The organism is Photobacterium sp. 1_MG-2023, assembly GCF_030547945.1.
In the GTDB taxonomy this organism is placed as follows: Bacteria; Pseudomonadota; Gammaproteobacteria; order Enterobacterales; family Vibrionaceae; genus Photobacterium.
Genome location: NZ_JAUORR010000026.1, coordinates 30,384 through 44,834 on the forward strand (window position 1 = coordinate 30,384; position 14,451 = coordinate 44,834).

Annotated in this window: 8 protein-coding genes; 7 read left to right on the plus strand and 1 reads right to left on the minus strand. The window is 49.9% G+C overall.

Annotation, left to right across the window (positions count from 1 at the left end):
* The first annotated feature begins 128 nt into the window (after positions 1-128).
* Positions 129-3,140: a DUF1566 domain-containing protein gene (locus tag Q4579_RS18515; RefSeq protein WP_303566188.1), complete on the plus strand. Its 3,012-nt coding sequence runs from the start codon at positions 129-131 to the stop codon at positions 3,138-3,140.
* 14 nt (positions 3,141-3,154) lie between these two features.
* The gene (locus Q4579_RS18520) at positions 3,155-3,868 is read left to right on the plus strand and encodes a DUF1566 domain-containing protein (protein ID WP_303566189.1); all 714 of its coding nucleotides are present in this window, start codon (positions 3,155-3,157) and stop codon (positions 3,866-3,868) included.
* Positions 3,869-4,130: 262 nt separating this feature from the next.
* Here the strand turns inward: Q4579_RS18520 and Q4579_RS18525 are convergent, their stop codons facing one another.
* A complete protein-coding gene (locus Q4579_RS18525; protein ID WP_211651009.1) occupies positions 4,131-6,134 on the minus strand; it encodes a replication initiator protein RctB domain-containing protein in 2,004 nt (667 codons plus the stop codon).
* Positions 6,135-7,438: 1,304 nt separating this feature from the next.
* Between Q4579_RS18525 and Q4579_RS18530 the strand changes: the two genes are divergently transcribed.
* The 5 genes from Q4579_RS18530 to Q4579_RS18550 all read left to right on the plus strand — a co-directional run bounded on the left by Q4579_RS18530 (position 7,439) and on the right by Q4579_RS18550 (position 14,427).
* Entirely contained in the window at positions 7,439-8,656 is a 1,218-nt protein-coding gene (locus Q4579_RS18530) for a ParA family protein (RefSeq protein ID WP_303566191.1), read from the plus strand.
* A gap of 3 nt (positions 8,657-8,659) precedes the next feature.
* Positions 8,660-9,637, plus strand: coding sequence for a ParB/RepB/Spo0J family partition protein (locus Q4579_RS18535; protein WP_303566192.1), 978 nt, complete (start codon positions 8,660-8,662; stop codon positions 9,635-9,637).
* A 189-nt stretch (positions 9,638-9,826) separates the two neighbouring features.
* Complete coding sequence (locus tag Q4579_RS18540; RefSeq protein WP_303566194.1) at positions 9,827-11,866, plus strand: tRNA(Met) cytidine acetyltransferase TmcA; 2,040 nt, start codon at positions 9,827-9,829, stop codon at positions 11,864-11,866.
* Positions 11,867-12,190: 324 nt separating this feature from the next.
* Positions 12,191-12,595, plus strand: coding sequence for a hypothetical protein (locus tag Q4579_RS18545; protein WP_303566195.1), 405 nt, complete (start codon positions 12,191-12,193; stop codon positions 12,593-12,595).
* A gap of 170 nt (positions 12,596-12,765) precedes the next feature.
* On the plus strand, positions 12,766-14,427 hold the full coding sequence (locus tag Q4579_RS18550; RefSeq protein ID WP_303566197.1) for a DUF342 domain-containing protein: 1,662 nt from the start codon (positions 12,766-12,768) through the stop codon (positions 14,425-14,427).
* Positions 14,428-14,451 lie beyond the last annotated feature (24 nt).

Here is a 14,451-nt window from a genome sequence, read left to right on the forward strand (position 1 = left end):
GCAAAAAAACGCTAAATAACCATAAATCAATAACTAAACCGAGTCACTTATGACACATCAAGCTGAAACTTCAGTATCAAATCATTGCGACCTGGCGATGAGCGGCCCAGATAAGGAAAAAAAGTGAAGTGAACATTCATTCGAAACATGCACTGAAAATATGGATCAGCGCAGTCCTGCTGACCGGGCTCAGCGGCTGTAACGTGGAACCCGTGCGGGGAAATGGCGACACCAGTTCCGGAACCCCTTCGACCCAACAGCCTGATCCGGACGACGGCTCGCCGTCGCAACCCAATACAGGCCAGACGCCGGATCCGACGCCCGACCCGGTCCCCCCCCACAAACCGGATCCAACACCAGATCCCACCCCGGATCCGGCGCCAAATCCTGAGCCCGATCCAATCACTGCAATAACTTTGTCTGGTGTCGTTCTCGGCGATCGCGGGCAGCAGTATCAAGTCCAGCTCAGTGACGGACAATCTGTGCTTGAAGTCAAAACGACCGAGAACGGTGCGTATCAGTTCGACCTGACATTAAGACAATGGCTGCAGCAGAATCCACTGACCCTGACCGCGACGGACAAAGATGACCGCCAGCAGGTGTTCAGTCAGTCGCTGCCGACAATCGACCAGATCTTGCTGCTGGACGGCGATCGCAATCAGCTGATTGATGATCTGGAGTTGCTGCCGCTCGCACTGTCTCCGGCTCCCCTGGCTTTCGATGCCGTCGCCCGGCAGTTGACGGGAAAAACGTCACTCACAACATCTGAAAAAACAGCCGCCAAAATTCAGATGGCATCGGATGTCACCCTGAATCAGGCGCTGGTGCGCGATCTCTCTCAGCTGCTGGCTGAGACACAGGCAAAACCTGCGGACAGCGCCTCTGCGGCACTGCCATTACTGGGGCTGACGCAGTCACAGCTCGTCACACAACTGGTTCGCGATAAAGCGACGTCCCCATCGATAACGGTCACCGAGCTCTACCTGAAACTGGCTGAAAAACGAAATATCACACTGGGAGAAACCGTCGAATCCCAGCTCAATGCAGCCCTGGAGAAAGGAACAAAACTGAATACCCTGAGTGGTGAATATCGCTGGCAGGAATCTTTCTATCCGGAATACACACTGACTCTGAGCGGCCAATTCCCTGCCGAACTGCAGCATGCACGGCTCAGCGTACTCATTGGGGCAAAACCCAATGACGATACCCGGGGCGAGTACTACTACAAGCCCGAACGACCGCACCGTGTGATCCCGCTAACGCTGGAAGACAGCGAAGGACGACACAGCAAGCGGCTCGATGTCAGTGGCCAGCAGACGTACAAAGTGACCCTACGGCTCCATGATACCGCCAGCGCTATTCAGCAATGCTCACCGGGTCTGACCGGAGAATCCTGGGCGGGGAACATCACCGACGACAATCTGCAGGATCTGCTCACGCTGCAAATTGTGGATCAGACGTCTAATGTCGAACTGCGCTCCGTACTCGGGCCCTTCTGTGAATTACTGGCCCGCGATAGCAACAAAGACGGCATTCTGGAAAGCCATGAATACAGCCGGACGGATGTCGGATACATCTCCACGGCCCAGGAAGTGCTGCTGAAAAAAGTCACGCTGGCCAGCTATGGTGCCTTTATCGATTGGAAACCATTGAGTATCGCAGCGATTGATGAGCTGCTGGCCGGATTTCCCCGCCAGCAGACCGAGCTGCTGGCAGCGTTCGCTGCGCTGCAAGCCAGACAGTCACTCTTCGGAGAAACGATTGATCTGATTGAAAATGCGGGTTTTTATCAGGATTTACTCAAGCTGGTGAACATCAACATGCAGGCCGAATACAGTATTGTGTCAAACAATAATCTGATCCCGGCGCTGAATATTCTGCAATCTCAGGTGGGTGAAAACTCAGGGCTGTCTGATCTGTTGATTCAATATCCGGATCGGAATGTTTCTCACATCATTAAAGCAGCCACGGGTTTGCTCGGAGACTCGGTGCCGGATGCGGCCTATTTCCACAATCAGCCACCACCAGGACGCTGGGTTCAGGTTTATCCCAACAGTCATCTGGCCCCCATCTGCCAGAGCAGCGGTCAGCTAAGTTATGATCAGGTCACCGGGATTGCGCTGGTGGGTCAGGGCGTGGATCCGAAAACCGGCAAACACTGGCTGACGCTGGACTGGCCAGCGCAGGATTATGTCAGCGAATACACGCTGGCATGGGATACCGCCAATTTCAGCACGGTTGATACCGCCAGCCACAAAGCACGGACCACACACACCCGTGCAACGATTCGCGGACTGGAGAAATGGCAGGCTTACCAGATCCGCATTGGAACGCCAAGCGGAAGCCTGAGTGCGGTAATCCATTACACGCCGGGCAAAACCGTACTCAATGACACCCGGATCACCAAAGGCATTCTTGGAGATGACAGTACCCGCGGCCGGGATACGCAAAACCAGTGTGATCCGGTCAGCGGGTTAGCCTTCAACAGCAACCGGGATGGAGAACTGGGTGCCCGATACCTCAAACTGGATGCTCAGGGGGAGCGCCTGCCCCGACAGGATCTGGCGTGGAAACAGTTGAAGTTCAGTTGTGTGGCCGATGCCAACACAGGTTTAATCTGGGAAACCAAATCCGCCACGGATCTGGAAAACCCGACCCTGCAAGATGACTTATATTACTTTGCCATGGATGGTGCAGCGCATGCGGTACCTTTCAACGGCACCTGCTATAACCCGGATTCAGGAAAGCTGGTTTCTGAGCGTTCACAGTGTACGGCTGCCAATCAGCTGGCCTGGGTCAATGCCAGTAATTTGTGCGGGCTGGATAACTGGCGACTCCCCACACAGGCAGAGCTGTATGGCTTGATGAACCTGCAGGGTGATCAGGCTATTGCGCTGGATACCAACTACTTCCCGAACAATCAAGGCCTCAAAACAACCTACTTCAATTGGAAAGATGATCAAGGGAAAACCCACTACGAATCCATTTACCGGAGTTTCTGGACGGCGGATCATCACCCGCTGGCAGAAAAATCAATGACCCGGACCGTCAGAATGCTTACCCAGAGAAGTAACGACATGACGGCGAATCAGGAACCGCATCTGATCATGCTGGTCAGTGACGGATTTCAGGCACCATGAAAAAGGACAGAACCATGAAAAAAGCAGCCCTCTTGATGTTCGGCCTGTCTTCAGGGTGGACAGCACAGGCAAGCGATAACCTGCAACGGGTGTGTACTCAGGGCTATGAGGAAGATCAGGAACGCTTTGAAACCCAGATCCTCCCCACTGCCAGCGGGGATCTGAAAGTGATCAACGATCGTCAAACTGGCCTGCAGTGGCAATTCTGCCCTGTGGGACAAGCGCTCAGCGCGGATCAGCAGAGCTGCACGGGCGATGCCACCATTGTTCGCGACAGTGGCAGTCCGACGGGCACGATGGCCAGTCAGGCCATCCTGATCGGTCAGGAAAATGAGCGTCTGGGGGAAAGGCAGCATGCCTGGCGTGCCCCGGATATTAATGAATTGATGAGCATAATGAACCCGGACTGCTCCCCTGCCCTTTACACGGCGTTTGTTTATCCCAAAAAGACACTGACTGAACTGAAACACCTGAAGACGCTGTCAGAAGACTGGCAAAATCAGCCGGATGACGTCACAAGTCAGGCAAAAGAGACGCTGGTTAACTACACATCGCTGTACTTTGTGAGCGATAGCTGGGGTGATGATGAGCAATATGCTGTGATCAGTTTCAGCAACTACAACTTCAATCTGGTCAATGAGCTTTATCCGAATCATAACGGCCATGCGAACTATCAAAATCACAATATCTGGGGGGGATTTCTGAGGCTGGTCAGATCGCAGCCCTGAGCGACGCAATCATGATGTGCAGCAGTGCATCACACAAAAAAAGGCAAAAAAAAATGCGAGCCGGGACAGGCTCGCAATAAACTCACATATTGCATTTTCGAGAGACTCACAAGATAACCGGCCCGCCATCCTTGCCAGGGGTTACCTTTCTCATCGAAAGGGACAAAGGTTATATCAAGGTTTATTTTGGCTATTTTTCCGTGCCTTATGTCATCGAATTGTCAAAACCCCCTGACGGAACGGAAAACTTTGATTTTGCTTCCTAAGTTCCGTTCGCAATATCATCCAACGCCGCCAGCACCTGCTCATTCATATGGCCTTCATGGACTAACTTGCACACCTTCCGGCGAACTGCGAGTCCGGAAATCAGCCGCTCAATCGACAAATGCCGTTCATCATGCTGGCTGTTAAACAGCTCTACGGTTTTACTGAGCGTTTCATAAGGGACGACGTCACTGCCCACCCGAAGCCAGTCCAGCTTATCCAGATAGCCCTGACACTCTTCTGTGATAACGCTGACCGCATGACCGGACATGGCAGAAAGTGCCGTGATACTGCGTTGCAGCGCCTCCTGAGAGGTATATTTCGACAGGACGATGGTCAGCTCGTCGGCGTTAATCTCCACCAGATGCTTTCTGAGCTTCACGCGACGCCCCAACCGGCCTTTCGGACGCCCTTCTTTGCGCTGAATCGGTTCAAATTCGCCATCAATGATCTCTGACAGCTGTTCCAGTTCCTGACGCGGCAGAATTTCATTGCGAAGCGGATTCGGCATGGTGGGCGCCAGCGATCGTTTCCCTTCATTGTGCATCTTGGCACGAGAGAAACGGATCACTTCTTCCGCATCACATTTGATTTCAATGGTGTAATCCGGATATCGGGACGCCTTGCCTTCCGCCGGACTGATCGTCAGGTGATACCCCCACAAATTAACCGCAAACAGAGACTCGGTGACCTTGCCTTCTGCCAGTTTTTTCAGCTCGCGGATCAAATCCGTCGAAAATCGCCGCCATTCGATGTTTCTGGCCAGTTTCTGGTTCAGTTCACTCAGCAGCATGCTGTCATGTCCCCGACGCGTCATACGGCTTCTGAAGAAGGTATACAGCTGGAAGATCAACGTATGCTGACGCAGGATCTCCGGTGGGAACAGGAAGAAATAATCCCGGGTAAGCAATTCTTCAAAAAAAGAAGGCTCCCAGACCAGAATGTAAAGATTCGGTTTGATCCGGATTTCGCCGTCTTCCCCCTCCTGAGGTGCTTCTTCAGACGCGGTAATCGTTCTGGCCAGAAAGCGGAAACGATCACTTTTAAATCCTTCCGGCATATTCTCGCTCAGCCAGCGTCCCGTCAGTTCATGCAGCTGAAAATCGGTAAATTCGATTCGGTCAATACTTTCACGGATCGAGTCGCGGGCTGGCCCGCTGTCTTTCTTTCCGCGCAGTGCCAGAATATCCGTAATATAGATCGGCGTTTTGTTACTCATATGCCGTGACTGAAGCTCATACTCCGGCAAATGATGATCATGGTACTGGACCGTCAGTGTAAACAACGCAAACAGGGTCATCATGTCGTCGACGGTCATGATCGATTTGGAAGAACGGGTTTCGATGATGGCTCGTGTCCCCGAGATTGCGACCATGGATTTCTGATAATTTTTCTTGGTTCGGGGGGGCGCCAATGCCTGGTCAATAATCCCGGCCCAGCTGGTGGGTGAGACAACAATTTGATCGGCTTCATCCGGCATCATCGGCGGCGTGCCTAGCCCATGCTCAGTCAGCAGACGTTTATTCACCACATTTTGTGCCAAGGCTTTTGAGCGCTTCTGTTTTTCTTTCTCTTTGCTCTGATCCGAATGCAGGCTGGATGTGCCCAGCTGAGAAATCAGCAAGGCTGGATTGATAAAATGATGCAGCATGGTCTTTCCAGCCAGTCCTTCTTCAAACCGGACCGGTTGCTGAATAAAAAGACCGATACTGACGGCAGCACGTAAGCGTTGCTGAATGGCAGCACGGGTCAGTTGGCCTTCCGTGGCTTCCACCAGTTCAGTGGTAGAGACCATGCCATCCTGGCTGGATAGCCCGCGAAGAGAGATCAGATTCAGTAACTCGATAATGCTGCGGGTGACACCTTTAAAATGCTGATATTGTGGCATCCAGTCGATCAGCGCTGAAGGAATGGCAAATAAGTGCCCATCCTTGTGGGATCGCGGTGCAGAGATCAGGATCTTTTCGTCATACTTCTCATCACGAGTTACTTGGGGGTTCATTTGCCACTTGCCGTAAATTCATCATCTTTCCGGAAAGAATAATAAAAATATTCCAAGAAAGAAAGCTTTTTTTAAGATTGGCTCTTAATCATGATCTTTTTGATTTTAAAGATCTAATTGATAATGTGATCTTATGATCTGAAGCGTAAAAAATGCGTAAGTTGATGATTTTAAGACAGTAAAAAAATGTCGGATCCGGAAAGATGATCAATAGCAACTCGGAACGTTGATCATTCGATCCTTGTAACGATGATCATCACATACCCGGAATGATGATCATTGTAACGTTGAAAGCATGATCATTCATGCGTCTGAAAGATGATCAACGCGTTTTTACAGCTTATCCACAGAGTTATACATCTGATTCTGCTGTGATGAGATCGTGAAGATGAAAAATCGACTGATTTCAGGCCAATTATTTGGGTTTGAAGCTAAGAACGATGATCAAGTGGATGCGTTTTTGACTGGATTTCTGCGACGCCGTGATTCAACCTGCGTGGGATGATGATATTTTCACCGTTTTCGAAATGACAATGACCGTAAAGCCAGACCGCTTTTACATGTGTCCGGTAATGGAAAAATGATCAAGTGAACCAGAATGTCATTTCAACCTGCACCGGATGGACGAATCACTGCCTTCATTGCCCGGTTGTGCGGATCCTTCAAGGCTTTGTTTCAAGTATATCGGGCATCTACCGTAATTTCGCGGTGTATCTTAATGCTTCCGGGATGAGTCAAAGGATTCAGACTTTGTTGATCGCTACTTGATCATTGATCCGATCCTTGAGTGTGCAAAGTGTCTTGAATTTTGTTGATGAATATATCAGAAATGACCTTGATCATTGTTTCGTATATCGTCTGTACGCTCAGAAAGATGATCAAGGGGATTGAGTCTTGAGTCAGACTTCCTGCCCTTCCCATTGGTTGTTTTTTGACCGAAAGCATTTTGTTCATGACATTCACCCGTTACGCTCACGAATGGAAAGCCTTTTTCAAGTTGAAATGACAAGGCTCGTACTTTAGCCACAGATGATCAGGCTTCCCGTATCATTTTAGGGTTTGCTGGTTTTACATTGTAAATTTGTGACACTGTGACATTTAAAATCTGAGATAATTCTAGGAGGAAGCACACGTCCTGAGAGACGGTGAAAATGTGATGTTTTTGTTAGCCTGAACGGCTTTAATAAGAATTGACATAATTTTTACTTGAGGACTTTGTCACGTTATATGTTCAGCTTTTTGTTGTTTTTAAACATTTATGTTGTACAATTTTGTCAAACACACGCTTAGGGTGACAGAACAACATGAATCGGTTAGAGACAATTGAAAACCTGCTCAAAATTGCAGAGCAGACGAAACAGGTCCAGGCGGACCGGATTGAAATTGTACTGGAAGAGAGAAGAGAAGATCACTTCCCTTCAATGTCGAAAGCCTTGATGGAAACGCGTTCCGGATTGACCCGTCGTAAGCTGGATGAAGCGATTGCCCGTATGGAATCCCAGGGACATCAGTTTACAAAGAACAACGCCAATCATTATTCGATTACGCTGAATGAAGCACATATGCTGATGGACGCGGCAGAACGGTCGGCATTCCACGAGCGTCAGAGTGGCAAGCGCAAGCCATGGGTTGTGAATGTTCAGAACCAGAAAGGCGGGACGGGAAAATCGATGACCGCCGTTCATCTGGCTGCTTGTCTGGCTTTGGATCTCGACAAGCGCTACCGTATCTGCCTGATTGACCTGGATCCACAGGGCTCACTGCGTTTGTTCCTGAACCCGCAAATCAGCATTGGTGATCAGCAAAACATCTACTCTGCCGTGGATGTCATGCTGGGCAACATTCCGGAAGAGCAGGCTACAGATAAAGAATTCATGATGAATAATGTCGTCATGCCAACGCAATATCCAAACCTGAAAACCATTGCGGCTTTCCCGGAAGATGCCATGTTCAACGCAGATGCATGGCAGGATCTGGCGGTGAATCAGAATCTTGATATTGTTCGTTTGCTGAAAGAGCGGGTGATTGACCAGATTGAAGATGAATTCGATATCATCATGATTGATACGGGTCCACACATTGACCCGCTGGTCTGGAATGCGATGTATGCCTCGAATGCGTTGTTGATCCCTTGTGCTGCGAAGCGCCTGGACTGGGCATCGACGGTTAATTTCTTCCAGCATTTACCAACCGTTTATGAGATGTTCCCGGAAGACTGGCATGGTCTGGAGTTTATCCGTTTGATTCCAACCATGTTCGAAGATGATAACAAGAAGCAGGTTTCGGTTCTGACTGAGATGAACTACCTGCTGCAAGAACAGGTGATGATGGCGACTGTGCCTCGCAGCCGTGCTTTCGAAACTTGTGCGGATACTTACAGTACCGTTTTCGATCTGACGACGTCAGATTTTGAAGGGGGCAAGAAAACTTTATCGACTGCCCAGGACGCAATCCAGCGGGTTGGCCTCGAGCTGGAACGTGTCATGCACAGTCACTGGGCGAATTTGAACCAGGAGAAATAACAGGTGGCGATAAAAACAAACGATCTGAATGCCCGTCTGTTTGGCAAGGCAGATAAGCGCCGTGCAACCACCGTCGCAGAAGCGCAAAGTGCAGCGCAGGATAAAGCGGCAGTGATTGAGCTGGCCGTGGCCGGCGAAAAGACGGTTGCTTTTGAATTGGTGAAAGTAAATGCGGGTGACATTGAAGGCAAAACGCAGGTTTTTGCCCAAAATGCCCGTGAACAGGCGTTTCTGAATGAGCATGCGCTGGCCGATATTCTGACTACGCTGAAAGACCGCGGACAGCAATACCCTGCGGTTGGTCGTTGGTTGGAAGATGGTCGGATTGAAGTCTTGGATGGTAGCCGTCGCCGAATGGCGTGTATTCTGGCGAATCAGGACTTTCTGATTTATGTGGCCAGCGGTATACAGAGCGATCACGCGAAGTTCCTGTCCGATGTGGCGAACGCGCATAAGCCTTTGTCGCTGTTTGAACGCGGTAAAGAAATGCAGGCGTTGCTGGCAACAGGTAAAGTTTCAGATCAGAAAGCACTTGCACGCTATTGTCAGTGCAGTGAAGCATTGGTCAGTGGGGCGTTGAAAGCTGCCAGCCTGCCGATGGAGCTGTTGATGGCGTATCCGAGTGTGGGTGAACTGGGACGTCCAACGATTGTGAAGCTGCACAAAATGTATTTCTCGTTAGATGAAAAACAGCAGCAAGCGTTTGTGGATGCATTGTCGAAACAAGAACAGCCGGTCTGGCAGCGGGTTGATGCGCAAGGGATCACCCGAATCACCCGTGAAGTGACTCATCATATTGAGGCGCTGAGCGAAAAAGTTCGCCCTTCGACTGCCGTAGAATCTAAGCCGCAGGCTGTTGAGCTGATCAAAGGTCAGGCGTCTTATGTGCGAGATGGCGATAAACTACAGTTGAAACTCAGCCAGTTATCAGAGCAGCAGGCTGAACATATTCTGGCGTATTTAGCCGATTATCTGAAGTAATCGTTTCGGTTTACCGAATCACACCGAGATGGCCACGTCACTGACGTGGCTTTTTTTGTGCGTCTTGATAGTATACAGGCCAGTTTTTCACGCATGATTTTATGGCTTCAGAGGCCTGCCTGTATGTCTGATCTGTCCTGTTTTTTTTCTGAGTTCGTTACCCGCGCGCGTCTGTCCCGGCATCGATTGATGCTACGAATTGAAAGTGATGCTGAACAGGCGAGGGAGGCTGTCCAGCCACTGCTTTCTCTGTACACGGATTGTTTATGGCTTGGCGATGATGCGCCTTCAGGGTTTCAGGCTGTGACGACCAAGCAAGCACTCGGCTGGCTGGGTCAGGACTGCGAAGCTCTGGTCGTTGATCTGCATGATGCGTTTTCTCTTGAGGCGCTGGCTGCAGTGGCTGGTACTGTTCGCGGTGGTGGCGTGCTGGTTTTCTTGCTGCCTGAAACTTGCCCGCCAGTCTGGCAAACGCCCTTCATGCAGCATTTCTTTGCTCAACTTCATCTGCCTGAAATTATGCCACTTCGTTTTGACGTATCGGGCACAGCCGTTTTACCCGTGCTGCCAGAACCCAATCAGCAATGTGATGATGCCGAATCCGCTGAACTTTGTTTTCCCGATGGCTGTCGCAGTGCAGAACAGTTTCAGGCAGTCGAGGCGGTTCGACGTGTCGTGACCGGACATCGGCGTCGTCCTTTGGTGCTGACAGCCGATCGCGGGCGCGGAAAATCCTCAGCGCTGGGTATCGCGGCGGCGAGCCTGATGCTCGAAAAACCACGGCAGATTGTTGTCACTGCCCCCAGACAGCGGCAAACACAAACATTGTTTCAGCATGCTGCTCGTATGTTGGATATGCCGTACCAAGGAGAAACTGGCCTGAATACGCACGGTAGCCGCCTTCAATTTATGGCGCCCGATCATTTGCTGGCTGAAGCACCGGCAGTGGATTTGCTGATTGTCGACGAAGCCGCAGCGATTCCCGCGCCATTGCTGCAACGCATGTTAGTGAAGTTTTCCCGGGTGGTGTTTGCCTCGACAGTTCATGGTTATGAAGGTACTGGCCGAGGCTTTGCCATCAAATTCAAAGCGGTATTGAATAAAGCCACCCCGCAATGGCGTGCGATGACGCTGACACAACCTATCCGTTGGGCAGATGATGATCCCCTTGAAGCTTGGCTGTTTGATACGCTATTGCTGGATGCTGAACCCGCCTTGTTATCCCTGCCTGTTGATTCATCCTCGGTTGCGTATCAGCAGGTTGATTCGGCATGGCTGATGTCTCAGCCGGCGTGGCTGAAACATTTATTTGGGCTTTTGGTACACGCGCATTATCAGACGTCTCCTTCTGATCTGAAACAGCTACTTGATGATCCCTTGGTCTCTGTGTTCGTTGCACTCAGCCATGATCAAATCATTGGCTGCGCACTCGTCTCAAAAGAAGGTGGTTTCCCAGCTCACTTGGCTGAAGCGATCGCTCACGGGCAACGCAGACCCAAAGGGCATTTACTCGCACAGTCCGTTGCTGCCCATTTAGGTATTGCGGAAGCGGCCCACCAACATTGCGCCCGAATTTTGCGGATTGCTGTTCATGATGATGTTCGGCGATCTGGGGTTGGCGCTGGCTTGCTGCAATGCATCCTGAAATGGGCTCAGCACCATTCGCTGGATTACCTGGGAACCAGCTTTGCTGCGAGTGGTGAGTTACTGCCATTTTGGGAGAAGGCCGGATATACGCCCATCCGCTTGGGTGTGATGAAAGATGCCGCCAGTGGGTGCCACTCTTTGCTGATGGTATTACCGCTGTCGACTGTGGCAAACAGATGGTTTCACGAGGCACAGTTATCTTTTGCCATTAATTTTATGGCGCAAGCATGCGAGCAATTTCAACAATTGGATGTTGATGTCTTTCTGCCGCTTTATCGTCAGGCGCTCAATGACGTTTCTTTACCTCAGATACCAGCTTCAACTGAGGCACAGCTTCAGCGTTTTTCACATGGCGGGCTTGGATACGATTTGATTGTCGGCCAGCTAACGTTGTGGTTGCAACACAGAATCAAAGCCGGGCAGTTTTTTTCAGATCAAGGGATGGATGTGCTTGTTGCTAAAGTGCTCCAACGTCGAAGTTGGGCAGACATTTCTGTGCAATTTGGTTTTACCGGACGGAAACAAGCTGAGTTATTTTTAAGAAATTTTGTCGCCAATTCTTTTCCATTTTTGACCGATTAACCTCTATTTACAGTGTAAATCTGACGCAAGCATGATTTACACTGTAAATCAGTACCTTTCATGATTTTCAAACTTCTGCTCAGTATTGGTAGATCCAATGAACCGTGATTAATCAGGTGATTTCGGGTAAGTATTCACTTACATAGCGCGGTATTGAGTGGAAAAAAAATACAAGGTACAACCACAGAAACAGCAAAATTAGACTAGAGTTATTTTACCTGAGCACGAGAAACATACTGAAGCTTGTCTGTCTTGGTGATTCACCTGCAAGCACAGAATAATAATGATGGTCGGCAGACCCGATGAAGCGCTAAGGGGTGGGATATGAGTTTCGTTAAGCTAGAAAGTAAAGCGATGCGAGCCTGGTCTGAATCCGGGCTGCGGATTGCAAAACCGAATATGACATTTAGCCTTGTGTCGGGAGGACATGCGGCTCGTTTATTGAAGAAGGGACATGCGCGTCATGAGTTGAATCCATCTGAAAGTTATCGTTTGGGGTTAAAAGTCCGGCTCAATAAACTCAGCAAAAATTGTATCTATTTTTCCGCGATGGTCCCGTTGGACCTGGCGGCATCATATCAACTCCAGGTCCAGGGCCTGAGACTGTTGGAGGGTTATCTGACAGCTGAATCCTCTGGGGATAATGACGTTCATTTACCTTGTGTTTACCAGTTTCATCCGGATGATTGGTTAACGGATGATGACTTAAACTGGTTAATTGTCGATTAATTTTAGGCACTACACCTACCGACAAGCGAGTAAGGTTGACCTTGCTCGCTTCTTTGTCTTTGTCTTTTCTGGGTTTGTGTGAAGTGTGACTTCCTTCTATGTCTACGGGATTGAAACTTCTGTATGATTTCGCCCGATAACGGTTATTGATAAGGAAGAAGGAGCCCTTCATGCTGGATTCATTGCTGACGCTCGAACCTGAAGGTGCTGGCCTTAGCTTAATTGTGAGAAAACCTGAGACGGGGGATTTCCCCGAGCTGGATCAGACACTCATACAGGATTTATTAGCCCAGTCTCCCTATCATGATTTTCAGATCGATGACGATGCGGTTGAGCAGGTGATCTTGTTTCTCAGCCAGCCAGAAATGTCCGGTGAATCCGCATTCAGGATTGCTGAGCGGAAAGATGTGGCCGTTGAAATCGAGATTTCAGAAGACCACATGTTTGCTTTTGTAACGCTGACCGGAGCATTTGGTGGCGAGAAACTGTCGGCCCAGAATTTGGTCTCAATTCTGAAATCCCATGCGATTGTCCGTGGCGTCAGTAAAAAACGCTTGCAATTCTTACTGCAAAAAAGCTGGGAACTTGCCCCTGGTGAAAGATTCTCATTGAAAATTGCAGCCGGACGGCCAGCAATCCATGGTTCTGATACACAGTTTGAAGCCCTCGTGCCAGACGCTTCAACACGCATTCTCGCGCCACAAGACAGCGATCACGGCAAGGTGGATATGCGTGATTTGGGCAAACAGATTACGGTGTCTGCGGGACAACCGCTGATGCGCCGAACGCCGCCCACACTTGGTCAGCCAGGTTATGATGTTCATGGCAAGGCGGTTCTTCCGGTGGCAGGAAAAACCATTGCTTTCGATGTCGGAATCGGGGTGCGTGTGGCAGAGGAGGACGAAAACCTCTTGATTGCAACCCGTGACGGCATGCCCCGACATGGTACAGCCGGTATGGCGGTTGATGAAGTGATGACGCTGAATGGTGTCGACGTCACAACAGGCCATATTGATTTCAACGGCGCCGTGTTGGTGTACGGTGATGTCAGCCCCGGGATGAAAATTCAGGCTGCCGGAAATATTACAATCACCGGGGTTGTTGAGCTTGCTGAACTGAGTGCGGGCGGGGATATCACAGTCGCGAGCGGCGTGATTGGTCGGATGCAGGATGGAAAGCCTGTTTACTGCACGTTAACCGCAGAAGGCAAAGTGGCAGCAAGATTTGCTCAGTATGCTCACATCAGTTCAGGGGGGGATACCGAGTTACATCTTCATCTCGCGCATAGTTGGGTGCAGGCAAAAGGTGAAGTTCGCGTGATTGATATTGCACAACGGCATGGCAGTATTACGGGCGGACGCATTGAAGCGGATGGTGGCGTGCGTGCATGCGTACTGGGTGCAGAGGCTGGTGTTGAAACCCAAATTCATTTAATGGGACAGTTCCAGGCTTTAAAAGCTCAGATTGATGAAACTCGAATTGAGATAAGAGCGCAGGAAGAACGCTTGCATCAGCTGGTTGTTTTGCAGATGAAGATGTCAAAACTGCCGAAGGAGAAGCGTTCACCGGAATACATGACCAAGCTGGAAAATGGTAAAGCGCAATTGATGGCAACCCTCGCTGAGATGAAAGCACTTCAGCAGATGCTGCAAGCGCAATATCAGCAACAAATGGAAAATGCCCGTGTTGAAGTGAGTGGCTTGATTCACCCTGGTGTACATGTTCGAATTGAAGAAAAAGAATTTGTGATCGAACAAGAAATCAGATCCAGCGTGATTTGTTTGAGAGACCATCAGTTCGTTTGCCAACCGATACACACGAAACACAGCTAAAAGTCTGGATTGGATTTACAGTGT